The 21,541-nt window shown below is 61.1% G+C and carries 17 protein-coding genes and 1 tRNA gene; 4 read left to right on the forward strand and 14 right to left on the reverse strand.

Annotated elements, in window-relative coordinates:
• Positions 1-16: 16 nt before the first annotated feature.
• From BMX27_RS05525 to gabT, 7 genes are all read right to left on the reverse strand, one after another.
• Complete coding sequence (locus tag BMX27_RS05525) at positions 17-1,093, reverse strand: S1C family serine protease (RefSeq protein WP_226748448.1); 1,077 nt, start codon at positions 1,091-1,093, stop codon at positions 17-19.
• Positions 1,094-1,187: 94 nt separating this feature from the next.
• Positions 1,188-2,228, reverse strand: a complete 1,041-nt coding sequence (locus BMX27_RS05530; protein ID WP_090158893.1) for a 3-carboxy-cis,cis-muconate cycloisomerase — start codon at positions 2,226-2,228, stop codon at positions 1,188-1,190.
• 10 nt (positions 2,229-2,238) lie between these two features.
• Positions 2,239-3,210 carry a C45 family autoproteolytic acyltransferase/hydolase gene (locus BMX27_RS05535; protein WP_090158894.1) on the reverse strand — a complete coding sequence of 324 codons (972 nt, stop codon included), beginning with the start codon at positions 3,208-3,210 and terminating at the stop codon, positions 2,239-2,241.
• A 2-nt stretch (positions 3,211-3,212) separates the two neighbouring features.
• Positions 3,213-4,673, reverse strand: a complete 1,461-nt coding sequence (locus tag BMX27_RS05540) for a biotin carboxylase (RefSeq protein WP_090158895.1) — start codon at positions 4,671-4,673, stop codon at positions 3,213-3,215.
• A 15-nt stretch (positions 4,674-4,688) separates the two neighbouring features.
• A complete protein-coding gene (locus BMX27_RS05545; protein WP_090158896.1) occupies positions 4,689-7,484 on the reverse strand; it encodes an aminotransferase class I/II-fold pyridoxal phosphate-dependent enzyme in 2,796 nt (931 codons plus the stop codon).
• A gap of 72 nt (positions 7,485-7,556) precedes the next feature.
• Positions 7,557-8,531 carry a carbon-nitrogen hydrolase family protein gene (locus BMX27_RS05550; RefSeq protein ID WP_083484232.1) on the reverse strand — a complete coding sequence of 325 codons (975 nt, stop codon included), beginning with the start codon at positions 8,529-8,531 and terminating at the stop codon, positions 7,557-7,559.
• A gap of 139 nt (positions 8,532-8,670) precedes the next feature.
• On the reverse strand, positions 8,671-9,981 hold the full coding sequence (gene gabT, locus BMX27_RS05555; protein WP_226748477.1) for a 4-aminobutyrate--2-oxoglutarate transaminase: 1,311 nt from the start codon (positions 9,979-9,981) through the stop codon (positions 8,671-8,673).
• A gap of 247 nt (positions 9,982-10,228) precedes the next feature.
• On the opposite strand from gabT, the gene BMX27_RS05560 reads away from it, so the two are divergent.
• Positions 10,229-10,789 (forward strand): cupin domain-containing protein, encoded by a 561-nt coding sequence (locus BMX27_RS05560; protein WP_090158897.1) that lies wholly within the window; start codon positions 10,229-10,231, stop codon positions 10,787-10,789.
• Here the strand turns inward: BMX27_RS05560 and BMX27_RS05565 are convergent.
• The 4 genes from BMX27_RS05565 to BMX27_RS05580 form a co-directional block, all read right to left on the reverse strand.
• The gene (locus BMX27_RS05565; RefSeq protein ID WP_090158898.1) at positions 10,786-11,397 is read right to left on the reverse strand and encodes a hypothetical protein; all 612 of its coding nucleotides are present in this window, start codon (positions 11,395-11,397) and stop codon (positions 10,786-10,788) included. The two genes, BMX27_RS05560 and BMX27_RS05565, sit on opposite strands and share 4 nt — an antisense overlap.
• 51 nt (positions 11,398-11,448) lie before the next feature.
• Positions 11,449-13,338: an acyl-CoA synthetase gene (locus BMX27_RS05570; RefSeq protein WP_090158899.1), complete on the reverse strand. Its 1,890-nt coding sequence runs from the start codon at positions 13,336-13,338 to the stop codon at positions 11,449-11,451.
• Between the two features lie 108 nt (positions 13,339-13,446).
• Positions 13,447-15,240, reverse strand: coding sequence for an ABC transporter transmembrane domain-containing protein (locus BMX27_RS05575; protein WP_090158900.1), 1,794 nt, complete (start codon positions 15,238-15,240; stop codon positions 13,447-13,449).
• Positions 15,241-15,339: 99 nt separating this feature from the next.
• Positions 15,340-15,413, reverse strand: a tRNA-Gly gene (locus tag BMX27_RS05580).
• A 138-nt stretch (positions 15,414-15,551) separates the two neighbouring features.
• Between BMX27_RS05580 and BMX27_RS05585 the strand changes: the two genes are divergently transcribed.
• Positions 15,552-16,076 carry a hypothetical protein gene (locus BMX27_RS05585; protein ID WP_090158901.1) on the forward strand — a complete coding sequence of 175 codons (525 nt, stop codon included), beginning with the start codon at positions 15,552-15,554 and terminating at the stop codon, positions 16,074-16,076.
• Here BMX27_RS05585 and BMX27_RS05590 read toward each other — a convergent pair.
• Positions 16,070-16,735 carry an SOS response-associated peptidase gene (locus tag BMX27_RS05590; RefSeq protein WP_090158902.1) on the reverse strand — a complete coding sequence of 222 codons (666 nt, stop codon included), beginning with the start codon at positions 16,733-16,735 and terminating at the stop codon, positions 16,070-16,072. The genes BMX27_RS05585 and BMX27_RS05590 overlap by 7 nt on opposite strands.
• An 88-nt stretch (positions 16,736-16,823) precedes the next feature.
• Positions 16,824-18,386, reverse strand: a complete 1,563-nt coding sequence (locus BMX27_RS05595; RefSeq protein ID WP_090158903.1) for a bifunctional metallophosphatase/5'-nucleotidase — start codon at positions 18,384-18,386, stop codon at positions 16,824-16,826.
• 152 nt (positions 18,387-18,538) lie between these two features.
• Between BMX27_RS05595 and BMX27_RS05600 the strand changes: the two genes are divergently transcribed.
• Together BMX27_RS05600 and BMX27_RS05605 are read left to right on the forward strand one after the other, a co-directional pair.
• Complete coding sequence (locus tag BMX27_RS05600) at positions 18,539-18,874, forward strand: DUF952 domain-containing protein (protein ID WP_090158904.1); 336 nt, start codon at positions 18,539-18,541, stop codon at positions 18,872-18,874.
• Complete coding sequence (locus tag BMX27_RS05605; RefSeq protein WP_090158905.1) at positions 18,871-19,917, forward strand: quinone-dependent dihydroorotate dehydrogenase; 1,047 nt, start codon at positions 18,871-18,873, stop codon at positions 19,915-19,917. Before BMX27_RS05600 ends, BMX27_RS05605 begins: the two co-directional genes overlap by 4 nt.
• Positions 19,918-20,061: 144 nt before the next feature.
• Here BMX27_RS05605 and BMX27_RS05610 read toward each other — a convergent pair whose 3' ends face one another.
• On the reverse strand, positions 20,062-21,516 hold the full coding sequence (locus BMX27_RS05610; protein WP_090158906.1) for a Glu/Leu/Phe/Val family dehydrogenase: 1,455 nt from the start codon (positions 21,514-21,516) through the stop codon (positions 20,062-20,064).
• Positions 21,517-21,541 lie beyond the last annotated feature (25 nt).

Genomic DNA, 21,541 nt, shown 5'->3' on the forward strand with positions numbered 1-21,541 from the left:
CGCGCCATGGCTGCAATCAGATGTTCCGGTCGGCCAGATTGCCGACGGTCACATCGATCGTCTGTTCGCTGCCGCGCCGCAACACGACGGCCTGCACCTGCGTGTCAGGTGCGATATCCGCCACCGCGCGGGTCAGATCACCGACGTCGCCAATTTCGCTGTCGGCAAACCGGATGATGATGTCGCCTTCCAGCAGGCCAGCCGATGCGGCGGGGCTGTCCTCAGAGACGACCTCGACCACTGCGCCGATCGGGTCATCGTAGCCCAGCACATTGGCGATCTCATCGCTCATCGGGCTGATCTGCACCCCCAGCCAGCCGCGTGCGATGGTGCCGTCATCGGCCAGATCGGCCACGACACGCTGTGCCAGATCGGACGGCACCGCAAAGCCGATCCCGACGCTGCCACCACCGGGGCTGAAGATCATCGTGTTGACGCCGATCACCTCGCCGTCTGCATTGAACAATGGTCCGCCAGAATTGCCACGGTTGATCGCCGCATCGGTCTGGATGAAATCATCGTAGGGGCCAGACCGGATGTCGCGCGACACAGCCGACACGATACCCGATGTGACGGTGCCACCCAGACCAAAGGGGTTGCCGATGGCCAGCGCCTCGTCGCCGGGGCGCACCTCGGCACTGACGCCCCATGAAACGGTCGTCAGATCTTCTGCCTCGATATCCAGCACGGCGAGGTCGGTCAGCGGGTCGGTGCCCAGCACCGTCGCCTCGTATTCCGTCCCATCGGCCAGTTTCACCGTCACGGTGTCGGCATCTTCGACGACGTGATTGTTGGTCACGATCATCCCGTCCTCGGACAGGATGAACCCGGACCCCAGCCCCTGAACGGGACGTCCCTGATCCGGGAACATGGGTCCGAAACGGCGTTCCAGTTCCTCGCGCGGGAAACCGGGTGGCAGGCTGTCTTCGATCGATGGGCCACGGGCACTGCCCGACACCTCGATAAAGACGACGGCGGGGTTCAGACGTTCGACCAGATCGCCATAACCGCCGGGGGGCACGGCAAAGGCGGCAGCCGGCATCAGGGCAAGAGCCGTCGTTCCGGCCAGCGTTGCGGCGACTGTGCGTGTCATCAGGGTTTTCATGGTGATCCATCCTCAGTTGGTTGCTGAGAATGGAGATGCCACCGCAGGGTGTCAGGCGCCTGTCGCCATCTATACAAATTTGTCAGGTTTGCGGGGTGCCGATCCTGTCGATCATCGACACAAGCTCTTGTGCCGCCGTCAACGCCCGGCCCGTGGCCTGTGCCATCTGCGGCAACACCATCCATTCCAGCGCCCAGGCTGCCCCGGACCGTTCCTGTTCATGCACCATGGCCTGTTGCATCAGCCCGGCCTGGCCCGCGTTGAACCGCGCAAGTGTCACCAAAAGCTCGGCCAGCACGGGGTTCTGCTTGTGCGGCATCGCGGATGATGCACCGCCACTGCGCAGCGCCAGTTCATCCAGCCCCTGCTGGGCCATCAGTGCTGCATCCTGCCCCAGCTTGCCCAATGTGCCTGACATCAGCGCCAGCGTGGCCGCGTAGCTGACGATGCCGCTGCGGTCACTGTGGATCGTCTGCTGCGCCGTCAAACCCAATGCCTGTGCCATTGCGGCAGCGACACCGTTGAAATCCGTCACCCCGACCGGTCCCGCCAACGACAGCAACTCGGTCTGCGCCCGTGCAAGGTCCAGTCGCGCACGATGGTCAATCAGCGGCATCCGCCAGCTCCGGATCCGGTCAGCGACCGTGATCGGCAAGGCAGCCTGCATCCGTGTCCGCCCCAACAGGGCCGTCTGGCCCTGCGTGTCCGACAACTGCGCCAGCGCGTCGATCAGCTGTGCCAGCCGTCCGTCCAGCACATGCGTGGTGGCCTGCAATGTCAGCGCAAGGGCCGTATCCATCACGTCCTGCGATGTTGCGCCCGCGTGTATCGCGGGTGCGGCATCCCCTGCCCCGGATTTGAGCAGGCGCACCAGCGCTGGCACCGGCACACCGTCGCTGGCCATACCGTCACGCAACTGGGACGGCTCAATGCGAACGCCTGCGATATGGGCCGCCGCGGCCTTTGCCATGGCAGGATCGAACCGACCGGCGGCCCCCATCGCACGGGTGAACGCCCCCTCGAAGGTCAGCATATGCGCAAGCTGCGCATCAGCGCCCCACAGGGCCGTAATTTCTATGTCGCCAAACAAGCCCGACAGAAAACCGTGATCGAAAGCGTCCATCTCTCGCCCCTCAGGCAGCGCCGGGGATCGCCACGCGGCGGCCGCCCTCGACAAAATCATGCATCGACATCGGCCAGACCGTACCGGGCCAGCGGACTTCCATCTGGCGCAACCGGGGGCGATAGACGGCTGTATAAAGCGTGCCGAACCCTTTGGAAAAGGCGGTCGAGTACAGCGGTGGTTTCAGAAAGGCGTCGATGAACGTTTCCTCCGGTTCGCGGTGCAGGGTCAGGCGTTGCAGCAGGAACCTCTCGCGTTCGACCGTCGCCGTGAAACGCGCGTGGCTGACCCATTCCACGCTTTCCTGATGGTTGGTCGCAACGGCATTATGCGTGATCAGCGTCTTGCGGCCCGGCCCCATCATCGCGGTCAGGAACTGACGGTTTTCGTCCAGCACGGTGACGTTATAGCTCATGTGCGTGGGGATACGCGCCAGCACCGCACCGGCCTGCTCAGTCGTCGTGCAGGTTTGCAGGACATAACGCAGGATCAGCGGCACGCCGAACCCCTTGCCCACCACGTTGCGCCCGCCAAAGGTCAATGAGATCGCAAGGCCAGCGTCATTCACGCCGTCCACCAACCCCCACAACCCGTCAGACACACCCATGACGGTACGCCCGCCCCAGTTGGTGCGCAGGATCAGGCTGTCAAACGACCGGCTGTCATAGTCATAGTTACGCACCATGACGGGTTCCGGTCCCTGCCAGATCGCCTGACTGCATCCCGACAGATAGGCAGGCGGGTTCCAGAACGACAAAAACCGCGCCGGTTTGTCACCGCCGCCCGCCAGTTCGCACAGTTGATCATACAGGTCGACCAGTTCGGGCATGTGTTTGACCAATGCCCTGCGGCATTCGGCATAGGTGGCACGCGCATGTTCACCCTCGCGCATCCACCATTCGCGATAGGCTGGCCAGTATTCGGCGAACAGCCCGGCCCATTTGGGACCGGGCTGTTCCTCTGACAAAGCACGCCACAGCATGATTACATGATCTTGAAGACAGGATCAGCCAACGCAGGACCGGCGGCTGCGACAGGCAATGGCTTGCCAGTCACCTCTTTCTTGATGCCGTGAATCCATTTTTTCGCGCGTTCGTTCAGCATGAAGTTTTTCGTCATCGACCGGCCGCGCGTCACCAGAATGCCAATATCGGCCCCCTCGTAGCGATAGTCGCCCGGCTGCAGGATGCGCAAAAAGAAACATTCGTTTTCGGATTCAACCGCGCGACGGTGATAGTCGAAACGGTCAAAGATCACGCGCCCGTCCTCGGTCATCCGGTAGATTCCGGTTTCCGGCACGGTTTCGCAGATATCGACACTGTCCTCGGTGTGCTTGATGACCATCTGGCTCCAGCCGTCGATCATGTCCGGGTCGGACCAGCGCGCATTCAATTCATCCACGTCCAGATTGAATTTCTTGCGGCTGAATTCCAGCAGGTGGAACAGGAACAGCGGTGCATCGGCATGGGCGAATGCCGCATGATTGGTCATCGACGACGCACCCGTGATACGCGGGTTCAGCTCGCCCAACCACAGATCGCCGGTTTTCTTGTCGATCAGGAAATCCAGCTCGAAATAACCGCGATAGCCTTCCTTGCGGAGCTGCTCACCGAATTTGAACGTCAGATCCCGCGCCTTGGCACGAACCTTGGGCGGGAACGCCGTGGCCAGGATTTCATTGCCGCACCATCCGCCGCGATAGGGGGTCAGATCCTTGAAACCCACCAATTCGGTCATCAAGGGACCGACGATCGTTCCCTGCGACGTCGCACAGGCCTCGATCGCGGAGCCCCGGCAGTCGATCCGTTTCATGATCTTGATTTCGCCCTCGCCCACGATCTCATGCTCGTGGCGGCGGAAATCCTCTTCCGTCTTGATGAAAAACGTCGTGTGCCCACTGTCGCCAAAGGCAGATTGCAGCACCAGATCATGGCCCAGCCCCGCCTTTTCGCATGTCGCGCGCAGGTCCTCGTAGGATTTGACCTCGGCCAGCGTGTTCGGCACCGACGGAACACCCGCCTTGTTGCCGATGCGGACGGTTTCGATCTTGTTGTCCATCGACTGACGCAGCTTGGCCTTGGGGAACCAGACCTCTCCGCCCAGTTCCTTGACCAGACGTTCGGTTTCGGCGTCGAACATCAGGAACACGAACTTGGGTTTGCCCCCGCGCCGTTTGACGAAATCAATGACTTCCTTGTGTTGCAGCAGGTAGTTGTTGATGTCCTCGATGGACTGGAATTCGGCGTGCGGCTGCTCGGATGGGCAGAACACGTTCGGATGCTTGCCCTCGTAGCAGTCGATGTAGGTGATATATTTGAAATTCTTGACCCATTCGTCCAGGCCCAACAAATTGAAGTTGGTCGCCGAGACAAAGTAGACAGGTTCTTCGTTCCGGTGAAAGAACCGCCGGATATCCGAGATATTCTGAAGTACGGCTTTGGGCATCTAGTCTTCCTTTGTTTATTCGGCAGCGGTTTTCGTGTCGGATTTCGGCTTGGTTTTCGGCTTGGCCACGGCTTTGCGCAGGGGACGGTTACGTTTGCCTGCAACCTCGGCCAGCGCCTCGGGGGTGAAAACCCGTAGTCCCAGATCAGCGCGGTAGCCATGAATTTCGTTCACATCCAGCGCCCGCATGAACGCCAGAATTTCGCGGCTGATCACCTGCCCGGGCACCAGGATCGGAAAGCCGGGCGGATATGGAATGATGAAACTGGCGGATACGACCTCTTGGCCGTCCTCCAGCGCGTTATACAGCGTGCCGTCGAGGTCCATGTAATCACAGGACTGTTCATCATAGGCCAGATAATAGGCCGAACGAATGTCACCTTCGGGTGATTCCAGATCATCCCGAAATGCATCGTGGAAACGGCTGAAATCAGGCAACGGCGGATAGTTCAGCGTCAGATTGGCTACACGGCGTTCAAAGCCCAGTTTTTCCATCTTGGATGCATCGTCCAGCAGATCGTCCAGTGATTTGGCGATCTCGACCAGCACCTCGATCAGATAAGCGACCGAGCTGCGCGTCGTGCCGATGTTCGTCATGAACAACACAGAATTGCGCGAGGTCTTGTTGATTTGAATGCCGTATTTATCCATCAGGATCTTGGTCTTGAAAGTGTCCCCGTCCCAGCCGGTGCCGCCGACGGCCAGCGTCACGCGGGTGGCGTCCAGCACGAATTCATCGTTCTGCCAGGCATCCAGGATATCGACCCAACCGCGATCGGGGTCGTAATACATCTCTGTTCCGCTTTCACGGTAATCCTCGGGGATCATGTCCGCGACGGTCAGCACCTTGAAGTATTTCATCAACAGCGGATGCGTGGAAATCGCGCGGCGCATCGCCATCGCGGCCTCCAGCTGGCGCTGCACGAATTCGAAACCCTCCAGTTCGACCTGACGCCGGCCCACGTCCAGCGACGCGATGATCTGATAGTTGGGCGAGGTCGAGGTATGGGTCATGTAGGCCTCGTGAAAGGCCTGCTCGACTTCGCCTTTGAAATCACTGTCATTGACATGGATCATCGACCCCTGCCGCAGGGATGTCAGCGTCTTGTGCGTCGATTGCGTCGTATAGACCCGCACGCGAGCCTGCGGTGACGCGACCAGCCGCGTGTTCAGCAGATCGTCGTCCGTGGCATCGGCCAGCAGTTCCTGCTGTGCTGCATAGGCCTGTGCGTGGGCGTCGGTCTTGAACCTTGCGCGCATCTTGTTTGCGGCACGCATGCCCGTCCGCTTGCGGTAAGTCGGATTGAACCGGGCAAAGGCGAACCACGCCTCGTCCCACAGGAAAATCAGGTCCGGCTTGATCGCCAGACATTCTTCCATCACGCGTTCCACGTTGTAGACAATTCCGTCGAACGTGCAGTTGGTCAGCAGCAGCATCCGCACGCGGTCCAGCTTGCCCGCGGCCTTGAGTTCCAGCAGCTGTTTCTTGATCTCGCGCAGCGGCACGGCACCGTACATCGAATATTCGTTCAGCGGATAGCTATCGAGATAGCAGACCTGCGCCCCCGCCAGCACCAGACCGTAGTGGTGCGATTTGTGGCAATCGCGGTCCACCAGCACGATATCGTCGGGCTTGATCAGCGCCTGAACGACGATCTTGTTGCAGGTCGAGGTGCCGTTGGTGGCAAAAAACGTCTGCTTCGATCCAAAGGCACGCGCGGCCAGTTCCTGTGCCTCCTTGATCGTGCCGTTCGGTTCCAGCAGGCTATCCAGCCCGCCCGACGTGGCAGAGGTTTCGGCCAGAAAGATGTTCGGTCCGTAAAACGCACCCATGTCCTGAATCCAGTGCGACCGGGTGATGGATTTGCCCCGGCTGATCGGCATGGCATGAAACACGCCCGTCGGCTGTTTGGAATATTCGGTCAGCGCCGTGAAAAAGGGCGTCCGATACCGTGCCTGAACACCACGCAGAATGTTCAGGTGCAGTTCGACAAAATCCTCTTGGTTATAGAAAACCCGGCGGCAGTTACCCAGATCGGTGCCTGCGACGGCCTCGACCGACCGTTCGGTGACCAGATAGGCGTCCAGTTCCGGGCGGATATCGTCCAGCAGACGGCAGAGCGCTGGACCGAAATCCTCTGGTTCCAGATCGTCCAGATGGTCGATATTGGCGATCCCCTGAAGGAACCGGCCAAGGATCGGATGATCCTGACGCGACCGCAGCGTAACGCCGGGGCGCACGACCACGGCCTGGATGTTGTGATTGAACAGCGCGGCGATCAGCGCGTCCTCGACCGAAGGGACGACCACGGCCTCGTAGATGAACGAATCCTCATGGCGGCGCATCGAATGGACATTCGATTTCAGCCAGCGCTCCTGCTGATCATTGACCTCGTCAACGATCAGCACCTCGAAATAAGGCTTGGTCATCGCGCGCATCTCGGGGCTCAGCAGCGCTTCGTCGTCGTGTTCCTCGCGGTCGTCCGCCTCAGCCTGATCGAGCGGAATGTGACGGCGACGATAGGCACCGGTGGTCAGCGCGCGCGCCACCCGGTGCACCGCGAATGCCAGTTCGGCAAAGCTGTTGTGACTGAACTGGCGGCGCATGTAATCGAAATCCTGCATGCCAGGAAAGGCCCAGTAGGCCTCGATCTCGGCCAGTTGTTCGAACAATTCGTCAGCGCGACTTCGCAGTGTCGGGGAAATCTTGGCCGGTGCCTCGCGGGCCAGTTGGGCTGTGACATCCCGTAGCGCACTCCAGCGGTCTGACCGCAGCTGAGTGGCGGAATAATACTCTGTCACAGAATTCATCGGTCTGTCCTCGTCTCTTTGTGGCGGGACGCCGGAAATGGCGCTGCCGGCGCACCGGCAGCGCAGAAGGCGCTACTGGCCCTTTACACCATGGTGCAGCAACGGCCCGCCTGCAACACCTAGCGCCGGCCCATCAAGTTCAAGGGGCACATCCGCCTCGCTGACCGGATCGACGTGCAGACCCGCACGTGTACCCTGATGCGGAATTTCCAGCGGTCCCAACGTCTTGAGGAACTCGTCCCGACCCGATGCGCGGTCATAGACGTCAAAATCCACGTCCCGATCCCGGAAGGATTTGAGAACCTGACCAAGACCCTTCATCCCGGTTTCGCGCTGGCGCCGTACCATGTCGAAATCGACCTCGATCGGGAACATGTCTTCTTGGCCACCCGACTGGTGCAGGACCATCGACGTCGGATCGACAAAACAGGATTTGCCGATTCCGCCAGACCCCAGGCCGTTCACGTCGACGACGTAGCACTGGAACTGCGCCGCCGTGGCGCGCGCGATGGCCAGCTCGGCGTCGCGGTCGGTTGTGCCGGTCAGCACAGGGTGCAACAGCACCTCGACGCCTTGGGACGTCAGCTGGCGCGTGGTCTCCGGGAACCACATGTCATAGCAGATCGACAGGCCGAAACGGCCCACTTCTGGTACGTCGAAAACGCAGAATTCCGTGCCCGCGGAAATGCCCGCCTCGTAGGGGCGGAATGGAAACATCTTGGCGTATTGGCGGATCACATTGCCATCGGGGTCGATGACGAATGACGTGTTCAGGATACGGCCATCCTCGTGTCGGATGAACATCGAACCGGGGATCAGCCAGACCCGATGCTTGCGCGCGGCCTCGCAGAACCGCTTGATCGTGTCATTTTCCAGCGGCTGGGCGAATTTGTCCAACGGGCCAAAAGGCGAGAGTTCGGAAAACAGGACCATCTGGGTCCAGGGAAAGCGCGCCATCAGCACATCGAGGCGCTGAATCATGCCTTCTACGTTCGGTTGCAGGGCTTGGACGTACATTTGCACGCCCGCGATTGCGAAAGGTGTCATGTCTATTCTCTTTGGAGACGCGGAATGCGTTCAGCCCTGTCCATACAGGGGCAACGCGGAAACTTAAACCGGATAGCCAAAAACAAGGGGCGGATCACGCCGATCCGCCCCTGTCCGTCCTGTCAAATGGCGTTTTTGGTCAGGCCTGCTGTTCGGCCACAGCCGCCTGAAGCGCCTCTTCAAAGATCGCCAGACCCTCTTCGATGATCGCATCGGATGCCGTCAGCGGGGTCATGATGCGCAAGGCGTTGCCGTGCAGACCGCAGGACAGCAGCACCAGACCGCGTTTCAGCGCATGGGCGACGACGCGTTTCGTCAGGTCCGCATCTGGGGTTGCCGTGGCAAAATCAGTGACGAATTCAACGGCGACCATCCCGCCCAGACCACGGATGTCCCACATCCGGTAGGGGGCAGAGCGTGCGCCGATTTCGGCGAAACGGGTTTTGAAATGTTCGCCCATCACGGTCGAACGATCCAGCAAGCCTTCTTCTTCGATCACGTCGATGGCGGCCAGCGCCGCCGCACATGCAACCGGGTTGCCGCCATAGGTGCCCCCCAGACCGCCGGGGATCATCGCATCCATCACCTCGGCCCGGCCGATGACGCCTGCGATCGGATAGCCACCGGCCAGCGATTTCGCCACGGTGATCAGATCCGGCACAACACCGGAATGCTCGATCGCGAACCATTTGCCGGTACGGCCAAAGCCGGCCTGGATTTCATCCGCAATCAGCATGATGCCGTGCTGGTCGCACAAGGCGCGCAGCGCCTGCATCATGTCGGACGGGACCGGCACGTAACCACCCTCGCCCAGCACGGGTTCGATGATGATACAGGCGATCCGTTCCGGCTGCGCATCGGTCAGCATCAGGTTGCGCAGGCCGGTCAGCGCGTCCTGCACCGTGATCCCGTCACGTGCGCTGGGGAACGGCGCGCGGTAGATATCGGACGGGAACGGGCCCACGTCCTTTTTGTAGGGGCTGATCTTGCCGGTCATGCCCAGCGTCAGCAGCGTGCGTCCGTGATAGCCACCGGTGAATGCGATGACGCCCGGGCGCCCTGTGGCGGCACGCGCGATTTTCACCGCGTTCTCGACAGCCTCGGCACCCGTGGTGACCAACAGCGTCTTTTTTGCGTGATCGCCGGGGGCCAGCGCGTTCAGGCGTTCGGCCAGTTCCACATAGGGCGCATAGGGCATCACCTGGAACGACGTGTGGGTGTACAGATCCTCTTGGGCCTTGGCGGCTGCAACCACGCGGGGGTGGCGGTGGCCGGTGTTCAGAACAGCGATCCCACCGACGAAATCGATATAACGGTTGCCCTCGACGTCCCAAACCTCGGCGTTTTCGGCGTAGCTGGCAAAGACAGGTGCAGCAGATGCGACACCGCGCGGCACGGCCGCCTCGCGCCGTTTCAGCAGCTCTGCGTTGGAATGCGCCTCGAACGGCATATCACGCACGACCTTCAGATCGGTGCGGGGTTCCGTCTGTTTCACGGCGGACTTCTTGGGTGCTTTCGTCATCGTCTTTTTCTGTGCCATGCGACGGTCCTTTCGCGGGCTGGAGGGGGGCTGCGTTGAATATCAGTGACACCCGTTTAATATACTTGTCAACGGATATTCCCGGCGCACGAACACCCTTGTTTTCAGGGGTCGTTTGCAGGCATTGAGATGTCGGAAACAGAAGGATTTCGCATCAATGGACATCGGTGAGAGGCTGCGCCAGTTGCGCGAGAAACACGGCCTGTCGCAACGCGAACTGGCCGCACGGGCCGGACTGACGAACGGAACCATTTCACTGATCGAAAAGAATCGTACCTCACCGTCGGTGGCATCTCTGAAATCCCTTCTGGATGCATTTCCGGTGTCGATGGGCGACTTTTTCGCACCGCTCGAAGACGGCAGCCCGCCGCGTCATTTCTATACCGCTGACCAGTTTACCGAAATCGCGCCGCAGGACGACACCCCCGGCCCGCATGTGTCACTGCGCCAGTTGGGTCGGGCCGCGGAACATGCCCTGCAAATCCTGCACGAAACCTATCCCCCCGGTGCCGATACCGGACCCGAGGCCCTGCAGCACACCGGAGAAGAGGCAGGGATCGTCGTGCGCGGCGAAATCGAGGTGACGGTCGACGGCGAGACGCAAATCCTGCGCACAGGCGACGGCTATCTGTTCGACAGCCGCCTGCCCCACCGGTTTCGCAACCTGTCTGACGCGGATTGCGTCGTGATCAGCGCCTGCACACCACCGACGTTCTAGTCGCAGATGCGCACCTGCGGATCCAGCCGGGCATAGTCCCGCGCCCGGATCGTATACAGATCGTCGTTGGGCACATATTGCCATTCGCGCAGGAAACGTTCCTTGATCCCGCCGCGCAGATATTTGGCGATCTGTTCGTTGCCGACGAAACCACGGTTCACATCGGCACTGTGAAACCCGATTTTCAGATGCGGTCCCAGGCAGGCATTGGGCAGCGTGGTAAAGATCACGCAAGACGAATTGCAATACCAACGGATTTCGACGGGGCCGCCCCATTGGCGCAGCATCTCGCGGTCAGCCTCGGCGCTGATGATCTGCCCGCCGCCGTCGCCTTCGATCACATAGGTGCGGTTGCCCTGCGGTTTCGGTCTGCGATCGGTACACAACCCTGCCCCGCACAGCAGCGATGTCAGGCCGCCGGATGACTGCGCCTGACGGGTGCCACCCGTGCGCGGCGTGGGGGCGGCCTCTGGGGTGGTGGCGACCTGCGCGTTCAGCGCGGCCACATCCTCGGGGCTACAGGCCGCAAAGGCCAGACCGGCAACGGCAATGCCAGCGCCCAACAGCGCGCGACGAAAATGCTTGGTGATGGAACGAGAACGGGACATGGGCGTGACCTGCGGTTGGGAATCGGGGCGGCGGCACGCCGCCCCCTGACATTACTCTGCCATATCCCAAGCGACCGTGTATTCCGATAGCACCGCTGCGATATCGTCTTTGGACGCGGATTTCGTCGCGATATGCGCGACCAGACCCAGCTTTTTGTCCTCGGTCACCGATTCCACATGCGCGGCGACGCCCTTGTCAGACAGGGCTGCGTCGAACACACGGGTGATCGCCCGCTTGCGCAGGTCCGGCTTGAAGATCTTGCCGACCGCCGTCTTGGGCAGTTCATCCAGGATCTCGAGGTGCTTGGGATAGGCCGCACGTTCGTGGATCTTCGATTTGGCATAGTCCAGCAATTCGGCCTCGGTGACCGATGCGCCCGCGACCAGTTCGACGTAGGCGCAAGGAATTTCGCCCGCGTGGCTGTCAGGCTGGCCGATGGCCCCGCAGAATGCCACGGCGTCGTGCCCGGCAAGCGCCTCTTCGATTTCGGCCGGATCGATGTTGTGGCCACCACGGATGATCAGGTCCTTGGCCCGGCCCGTGATCCAGACATAGCCATCGGAATCGACACGGCCCAGATCGCCCGTCCGCAGGTATTCGTTCTGATCGGTCTCACCGGCGTAGAACAGGTTCTTGTTCTTGTCCGCCTCGGTGTAGGTATGACCGCTAAACACGCCTGGGTTGGACACGCAGATTTCGCCGATCTCGTCGATGGCGCATTCCTCGTGGGTCTCGACGGACATGATCTTGATTTTGGTATGCGGAAAGGGAATCCCGATGGACCCGACCTTTTTCTCGCCGGCAGGCGGGTTGATCGACACAAGGCAAGTGGCCTCTGTCAGGCCGTAGCCCTCGCAGATGGTGATGCCCGCGGCCTCTTCAAAGCGGCGATACAGTTCCAGTGGCAGTGGTGCCGACCCGCAGAATGCCAGTTTCAGGCTGGAAATATCGGCGTCCACCTTGCGCTGCATCAGCGCCGACATCGCAGTGGGCACGGTGATCATGAACGTCACCTTGTACCGTTCGACCAGCTTCCAGAAGTTGTCGAATACGCCGTCACCCCGGTAGCCCTGCGGCGTCGGGAACACGACATGCGCGCCGGACCCCAGTGATGCGCCCAGTGACACGATGGCCGCAAAGACGTGGAACATCGGCAAAGGACAAATCTGCACGTCCTTTTCCGTGAACAACAGGCGCGCACCCAACCAAGCATTGTAGATGATGCCGGAATAGCGGTGCTGCGCGACTTTGGGCATGCCGGTCGTGCCACCGGTGTGGAAATAGGCCGCTACACGGTCCGTAGGGCTGTCCATGAACTGCAATTCGGTCGACTGCTGCGACACCGATTTGTCGAACGGGATCACCTTGGCCTTGTGTTCCACCGGGTTTTTGGGACGGATCAGCGGCACGATCAGTTTCTTTGCACCGGTCAGATACCTGTGCAGATCGACCTCGACCACGTGCTTGACGTTGGGGGCCAGTGCGACGGCGGCCGCCGCCTTTTGGGCGACGTCGGTTTTGGGGAAACTCCGCAGCGTCACCAGCACCTTTGCGTTCGTCTCGCGCAGGATCGCCGCAATCTGTTCGGCCTCCAGCAGCGGGTTCAGCGGGTTGACGATGCCTGCAACCTGACCGCCCAGATAGGTCAGCACAGCCTCAGAACAGTTGGGCAGCATATAGGCGACCACGTCGCCTTCCTTGATGCCAAGGCTGCGGAACAGATTCGCAGTCTGTGTCGTGCGATTCTTGAGCTGCGACCAGGTAAAGGTCTCTGCCGGATCCTTGGGGCCTGAAAACAGCTGGAACGTGACCGCCGGACGGTCCGGAAATTTTGCCGCCGTGGCAGATAGCTGCGCATAGGTGGTGACCGGCATGTCCCGATCAGCCCAAGCGGATTCCTGTTCAATCGCATTGCGGTCGGCGAAGCCGGCGTATCCCATGATGTCCCTCCCAAGACGTGTGCGACCCTTAGGTGGATCGTCATTTGGCTGGTCAGGACGATGGACGCGATTGGGGGGGCAACGCAAGACTGACGCAGCGCAATTTCGCTATTCCGCAGCCAAACCTTCGGTGAATTGCAGCCGCGCAAGTCGCGCATAAAGCCCGTTTTCAGCCACAAGACTATCATGGGTGCCCGTGGCCACGATTCGTCCGCCGTCAAACACCACGATGCGGTCCGCCTTTTTCACGGTCGCCAGGCGATGCGCGACGATCAGCGTGGTACGACTGCGGGCCAGATCATCAACGGCCTGTTGCACCAGACGCTCGCTTTGTGCGTCCAGCGCGCTGGTTGCTTCGTCCAGCAGCAGGATCGGCGCGTCGCGCAGGATCGCGCGGGCGATTGCGATGCGTTGCTTCTGGCCGCCCGACAGCATGACGCCGCGTTCCCCGACATATGAATCGTAGCCCTCTGGCAAGGCCGTCAGGAAATCATGCGCCGCCGCGGCACGCGCGGCCTCTTCGACCTCGGCGTCGGTCGCACCGGGTCTGCCAAACCGAATGTTCTCACGCGCCGTATCGGCAAAGATCACAGGGTCCTGCGGCACCAGCGCCACCTGTGCCCGAAAATCGGCCCGGTCCATGTCGCGCAGATCGACACCGTCCAGCGTGATGCGGCCTGTGCTGGGGTCATAGAACCGCTGGATCAGCTGAATGATCGTCGTCTTGCCCGCACCTGAGGGGCCGACCAGAGCAACAGTTTCGCCCGGTGCCACGTCCAGCGACACCCCGTCCAGCGCGGCCACGCTAGGCCTGCCCGGATAGCGGAACGTGACATTGTCAAAAACAATATGCCCGGTGCGCAGGTTGCCCACGGGATTGGGATCGACCGGGTCCTGCACCGCGTCGCGCGATTCCAGCAGCTCGACCAGCCGTTCCGTAGCCCCCGCCGCGCGTTGCAATTCGCCCCAGATTTCCGTCAGTGCGCCTACGGCACCAGCCACCATGACCGAATAGATCACGAACTGGACCAGTTCGCCCACGGTCATCACCTCGGTGCGCACATCGCGCGCGCCCATCCACAACACGCCCACGATCCCGGCAAAGATCAGGAAAATCACGATGGCTGTCATCCAGGCCCGCACACCGATGCGGCGGCGCGCGGCGACGAATGATTTTTCCGTCACATCCCAGAACGCCTGACGGCTGCGTTTCTCGTGGGTGAACGCCTGCACGGTCTGCACGGACAACAACGCCTCGGACGCGGACCCAGAGCTTTGGGCGATCCAGTCCTGGTTTTCACGGCTGAGCGCGCGCAAACGCCGGCCCAGCAGAACGATGGGCACGATGACGGCCGGCACCAGCAGCAGGACCATGCCCGTCAGCTTGGCCGAGGTGAACATCATCAGGATCAGACCGCCAAAGAAGATCAACACGTTGCGCAAGGCGACAGAGACGGATGACCCGATGACCGACAGGATCAGAGTGGTATCTGTCGTGATCCGGCTCAGGACCTCGCCGGTCATGATTTTCTCGAAAAACGCGGGCGACATGCCGATCATGCGGTCGAACACGGCAACACGGATATCGGCCACGACCCGTTCACCCAGACGCGTCACCAGATAATAGCGCAGCGCGGTTCCCACAGCGAGCAACAGCGCGATGCCCAGCGCCGCCGCAAAATATCCATCCAGCAGAACGGCAGACGACACGTCGAAATTGTCGACAACGCGGCGCACGGCCAACGGCAGGATCAGTGACACGATGGCGGTCAGCACCAATGCCGCACCCGCCAGTCCCATCATCAAACGGTAGGGCCACAGAAACGGCAACAACTGCCACAGCGCGCCCATGTTCTTGGACTTTTCGCGCTCGGTGTCGCTGGATTTGGGGTGGTCGGCCATGATGTTCGTCCTTTTGTCCGTGTGGACATAAAAGGCGGGACCGCCGGACACAAGCGCGCGAGGCCGCGACCTAAGGTGCATTTCCCTGAAGCAAAGGAGTGGAGCGGGCGACGGGAATCGAACCCGTGTCATCAGCTTGGAAGGCTGAGGTCTTACCATTACACAACGCCCGCGCTGTGTCCTTGCCGTCTCTATATCGCGCGATTTCGGGTCAGTGCAAGCCCGACAGACGCCTTAAAATCGCCCGATTGGCCCGATAGCGGAACACCAACGCCCGGACCTCGACCGGAACAAAGCGAAGTAGGAATAAAATGCGGCAGGCTTTTCTCTTGATGATCTGTGTTCTGGGTTTCGGCCCTGGCATGGCGCAGGCGCAGGCGGCCAATCAGGCCTGCGATATCAATGACGAGGTGTTCCGAATCGAACCTGACGGGATTTTCCCGCCTGAAATCTATTTCGAGGAACTGACAACGGCGTGGGATTCGACCCAGGTCGATATCTGTTTTTTCAATCATTCCGAACAGAACCTGCGTCTGCGCTATCAAAACGATGCCGGCGAAAAGGTTTATACCCCGCTCATCAACCAAGGCGCTCAATCGCCGATCCTGCTGGACAAGGGACCGTCTGAAATTCGTGCGGTCAATCTGATCACCCGGACCTATACCGACCGCTATGCCTGCGGGACGCAGCGGGTCAGATATTGCGTTCTCTTCTATTGCTGGTACGAAACCCGTACCGTCTATTGCGAAGAGCAACGGACGGAGATCGAAGAACAGATCGTCACAGAGATCGATCCCGGAACGCTGATCGAAGGGCTCCCCACCCTGACCTATTGATCGACCGGCAGCATGAGGTCCGGGCCAGTGGCCCGGTTGCTGTTGACCGCCATCCCCACCCGCGTGAACCGCAGCGCATCGTCAGCGAAGGGTTTCATCAGCGTGGCCGCACCGTGGCCGGCCTCACCCAGCCAAAGCGGCCAATCCGCAGGTGACAGGATCACCGGCAGCCGGTGATGGATCGGGGCCATTGCATCATTTGCCGCGCAGGTCACAACGGCACAGGTGGTCAGTTGCGTATCACCCCGGTCCCAGTCCTGCCAAACGCCTGCAAAAACCATCGGCCCGCCGTCACTGCGCGTAATGTACCAAGGTCGCGGTTTTGCCCCATCCTCGCGCTGCCATTCGTAAAAACCCGACGCCACGATCAGACAACGACGGACCCGCGCGGCCTGACGAAAGGCGGGTTTGTCAGCGATGGTTTCGGACCGCGCGTAGATCAGCAATGGGCCGCCGCCGGGTTTATCGTACCAGTGTGGAATGAAACCCCAGCGCATCGGGCGCAGCCGCCGCCTGCCTGCGTCACTGGTCACCGTGTGCACATCGACTGTCGGGCAGACGTTGTAGTTGGGCACGGGCGGCAGGTCGTTCGATGCCACGGCGTCAAACACCTGTATCATTGCCTCTTGGGGCAGTGTGATCGCCATACGTCCGCACATGATCCCAACCTAATCATCCCTACTAGAAACAGAAAGGGCGCAGCGGTTTCCCGCAGCGCCCCCAATCCTGAACAGCAATCCGACAGGATCAGTTCATCGTGATGCGACCGTCCGTGTAGGGCGTGTATGGCCCGTTCGCGGCGATATATTCGGCAACGACATCAGCCAGATCCGGACCAAAGTCATAGGCGTTCTGCGCGTCCTCGAACATCGCATAACCGTCACCGCCGTTGCGCACGTAGTTGTTGCTGACCACGCCGTAAGTGGCGGCAGGATCAATCGGCTCTCCGCCGACCATCACGTCGGAAATCCGGCTGCCCGGCTCTGCCGATGCGGTCACGGTAAAGGTCATGCCGGCGACCTGCGGGAAACGACCTGCACCGTCTGCAATTGCGCTGACACCGTTTTCGAGGGCGTCCAGCATTGCCTGACCAGTCACCTCAAAGGTCGACAGGGTGTTCTGGAACGGCAGCACCGTCAGAACCTCTCCTTGCGTCACCTCGCCCGCATCAATGCTGGCACGGATACCGCCTGCGTTGGCAATCGCGATCTGGATGCCCTGATCAGAGACCCGGTCCAGCATTGCATCCGCCACCAGATTGCCGCCCGAACATTCCATCGCACGGCAGACGTCGCGGTTGCCCTCGACCACGTCGGTCGTCTCGCCGATGACCTTTTGGCGGATTTCTTCAAGCGGGCCGGCCAGTTCCGTGACGCGCGCCACGGTGGCCTCGTCTTCGGCAACAGAGGCGTCCAGCAGTTTCGGCGCGCCCGACATCGCGGTGATTTCGCCCGCATCGTCAAACGTCACGTCGATTTCGCCCAGATACTTGCCATAGGCATAGGCCTGAAAGATCGGCACATCGTTCGCCATCGTCGGATAGCTGCCCTCGGCGCCTTCCATGTCACCCAGCAGCGTATGCGAATGGCCGCCGATGATCATGTCCACGCCGGTCAGTTCCTCGGCCAGGCGCATGTCCGCGTTCAGGCCGACATGTGTCAGCAGGATGATCTTGTTCACACCGGCGTCCGTCAGCGCGTCGATTTCAGACTGCGCACCGTCCACGATGGATGAAAAGATCACCTGATCGCCGGGCGACGAGGTTTCCGGCGTATCCTCTGCCAGCACCGAAACAACGCCGACCTGCGCGCCGCTTGCGGTGTCGATCGTCACGCTTTTCGCGACCTTGCCGGCCAGCAGATTGCTCTGGCTGACGTCGATGTTGGCCGACAGAACGGGAAAATCGACCATGTCGAGGAACGTGGCCAGCCCCTCGGGGCCGTTGTCGAATTCGTGGTTGCCGACCGCCATGGCGTCATAGCCAAGCTGCGTCATGAATTCAGCGGCAAGCTCTCCGCCGTAGCGCGTGAAAAACAGCGACCCCTGAAACTGGTCGCCTGCATCCAGCAGCAGTACGTCGCCCGCCGCTGCCGCGCGCGCATCGTTGATCGCAGTGACCATCCGCGCGATACCGCCAAAGCATTCGCCTGCCGCGTTGTCCTCGGCCGAACAGGTGCTGTCGAATGCGCTGATCGGCTCGAACCGGTCGTGAAAGTCGTTGGTGTGCAGAATCGTCAGGCTGGTTTCGGCCTGTGCCGCGCCAGCGACAAGCGCAACAGCGCAGGTGGTGCCTAGGATACGAGAGATCATCGGTTTCCCCAATTTGGATATGTCTGTCAAAAGTCTGACCCCCGAAATTGACGGTGTCAAACTTTTGCGCGGGGCCTGTGCTAATCGGCGCCTACGTCAGTTTGATGACAGGCGCGCTTGATTATTCCGCAGGCAAACGGCAAAGAAAGCCCATGTTGATCTACAAGATATTCCATGCGCCTGAATGGGCCGCACTTCAGGCTGACGGGTCCACGGCAGGCGCGCCGGTCGATCTGGCAGATGGCTACATCCATTTTTCGACAGGCAAACAGGCACGCGAAACCGCGCTGAAACATTTTGCCGATGCATCCGATCTGGTGCTGGTCGCGGTCGAGGCGGATCCTCTGGGCGAACATCTGCGGTGGGAACCATCGCGCGATGGCGACGATTTTCCGCATCTCTACCGGCCGCTGCTGCTGACGGATGTTGCCTGGCACAAACCACTGCCGCTGGTGGACGGTCTGCACCAGTTCCCCGACGATCTATGAATCTGTTGGAACAGGCCGGACTGCGCATGCTGCGGTCGATTGATCCCGAACGCGCGCACGGTCTGGCGCTGAACGCGCTGCAACTGGGACTGGGTCCACGCAGCGGACCGGTCACATCCGACCGGCTGCGTATCAATCTGGCCGGGCTTGATCTGCCTAACCCGGTGGGCCTCGCTGCAGGATTCGACAAGAACGCGACAGCGATTGCGCCGTTGTCGCGCAGCGGCTTCGGTTTCATCGAGGTGGGGGCCGCAACGCCGCTCGCCCAGCCGGGCAACCCCCGGCCCCGCCTGTTCCGGCTGACGCAGGATGGTGCCGCAATCAACCGGTTCGGTTTCAACAACGACGGCATGGATGCCATCGCCGAACGGCTGGCCGGTCACGCGGGTATCGTCGGGTTGAATCTGGGCGCAAACAAGGATTCGGACGACCGCGCGGGTGATTTCGCGCGCGTGCTGACCCGCTGTGCCGCGCATGTCGCATTCGCGACGGTCAACGTATCGTCGCCCAATACGGAAAAACTGCGCGATTTGCAGGGCAAGGCAGCGCTTGGTGCGCTGCTGGACGGGGTGATGACGGCTAATGCCGCCCTGCCCCGGCCCGTTCCCGTGTTCCTGAAAATCGCGCCGGACCTGAACCCCGCCGAGATTGCAGATGTAGCAGAGGTCGCGAATGCATCGGGCATCGCAGGGCTGATTGCGACCAACACGACGTTGGATCGTGACGGGCTACACGGTCCGCATGCGCATGAAAAAGGCGGGCTGTCCGGCCAACCCTTGTTCGAAAAATCGACCCGCGTGCTGGCGCATTTGTCCGGCCTGACGCCACTGCCGATCATCGGTGTCGGTGGCGTCGGATCGGCGGAACAGGCTTATCAGAAGATCCGCGCCGGGGCATCCGCCGTGCAGCTGTACACCGCGCTGGTCTATGGCGGGCTATCGCTGGTGGGTGACATTGTGCGCGGGTTTGATGATCTGCTGGCGCGCGACGGTTTTGAAAACGTGGCACAGGCCGTGGGCACAGGTCGTTCGGACTGGACCTGACCTGAGGACCGGGTCCCGCAGGCGCCGGTCCACAAGTGTTGAGACAAAAGTCAGTTCACACAGCGCCAGTTTCGGGGACATAGATTGGCGTCCGGGGTTTCGCCCGCCTTGGAGGCGAAACCCCGGACCGTTTCAACGATGCCCCTAAAGCCCCTTGGCGCGGTAGCTGGCCGCGACCTTGCGGATCGACACCAGATAGGCCGCGGTGCGCAAATCCTCGACATCGTCGTTTTCGTTCCAGACCTTGCTCATCGCCTGATACGCCGTGCGCATCGTGTCATCGAGGCCAGAGCGCACCAGTTCGATCTCATCGGCACCGCGCAGGTATTTCTCCTTGAAATCAGGTGTCATGGACCAGCGATGTTCCAGCATGTCGTCCAGACGCTCCAACTCGTCGACCAGCAACTGGTGACGCGCCTCTTCGGCCCGGCGCTGCATCCGGCCGAACCGGATATGCGACAGGTTCTTGACCCATTCGAAATAACTGACCGTCACACCGCCCGCGTTTGCATACATGTCGGGGATGATCACGCAGCCTTTCTTGCGCAGAATTTCGTCAGCGCCCGAAGTCGTGGGACCGTTGGCCGCCTCGATGATCAGCGGTGCCTTGATCCGGTCGGCGTTGGTCATGTTGATGACCCCCTCAAGCGCCGCGGGAATCAGGATGTCGCAGTCATGTTCCAGCAGCTTTGCGCCCTGGGGTTCAAAGGTTGCCGCCGCATAACCGGTCAGCCCGCCGTTTTCCACGATATGGGCGCGGACATCCTCGACGTTCAGACCGTTCTCGTCAAACAGCGACCCGTCATGTTCGATGATGCCTGTAATCTTGCAGCCGTCCTCTTCGGACAGAAACTTGGCCGCGTGATAGCCCACGTTGCCAAGGCCCTGCACGATCACACGCTTGCCATCCAGCTTGCCGCTTAGGTTCGCCTTGGCCACATCCCCCGGATGGCGAAAGAATTCGCGCAGCGCGAATTGCACACCGCGCCCGGTAGCCTCGGTCCGGCCCTGAATACCGCCTGCGTTCGTCGGTTTGCCCGTCACACAGGCCGCACCGTTGATGTCGGTAGTGTTCATGCGTTTGTACTGGTCCGCGATCCAGGCCATTTCGCGTTCGCCCGTGCCCATGTCGGGGGCGGGCACGTTCTGGGCCGGGTTGATCAGGTCACGCTTGATCAGCTCATAGGCGAACCGCCGCGTGATCAGTTCCAGCTCGTGCTCTTCCCAATCGCGCGGATTGATGCACAGACCGCCCTTGGACCCGCCGAACGGCGCATCGACCAGCGCGCATTTGTACGTCATCAGCGCCGCCAGCGCCTCGACCTCGTCCTGGTGCACGGCCAGCGCATAGCGGATGCCGCCCTTGACCGGCTCCATGTGTTCGGAATGGACGGCCCGGTAGCCGGTAAAGGTGTGGATCTTGCCACGCAGACGCACACCGAAACGCACGACGTAGGTCGCGTTGCAGACCCTGATCTTCTCTTCCAGTCCGGGGCTGAGATCCAACAGGCCCACGGCGCGGTTGAACATGATGTCCACGGATTCGCGAAAGGTCGGTTCCTGCGGGGCATCCTGGGGTGATGTATCGGATTGAGTCATCTCTGGTTCCTTAGGTGTGGGGCGA

It is taken from the genome of Loktanella sp. DSM 29012 (assembly GCF_900110705.1).
GTDB classification, from domain to species: Bacteria; Pseudomonadota; Alphaproteobacteria; order Rhodobacterales; family Rhodobacteraceae; genus Loktanella; species Loktanella gaetbuli.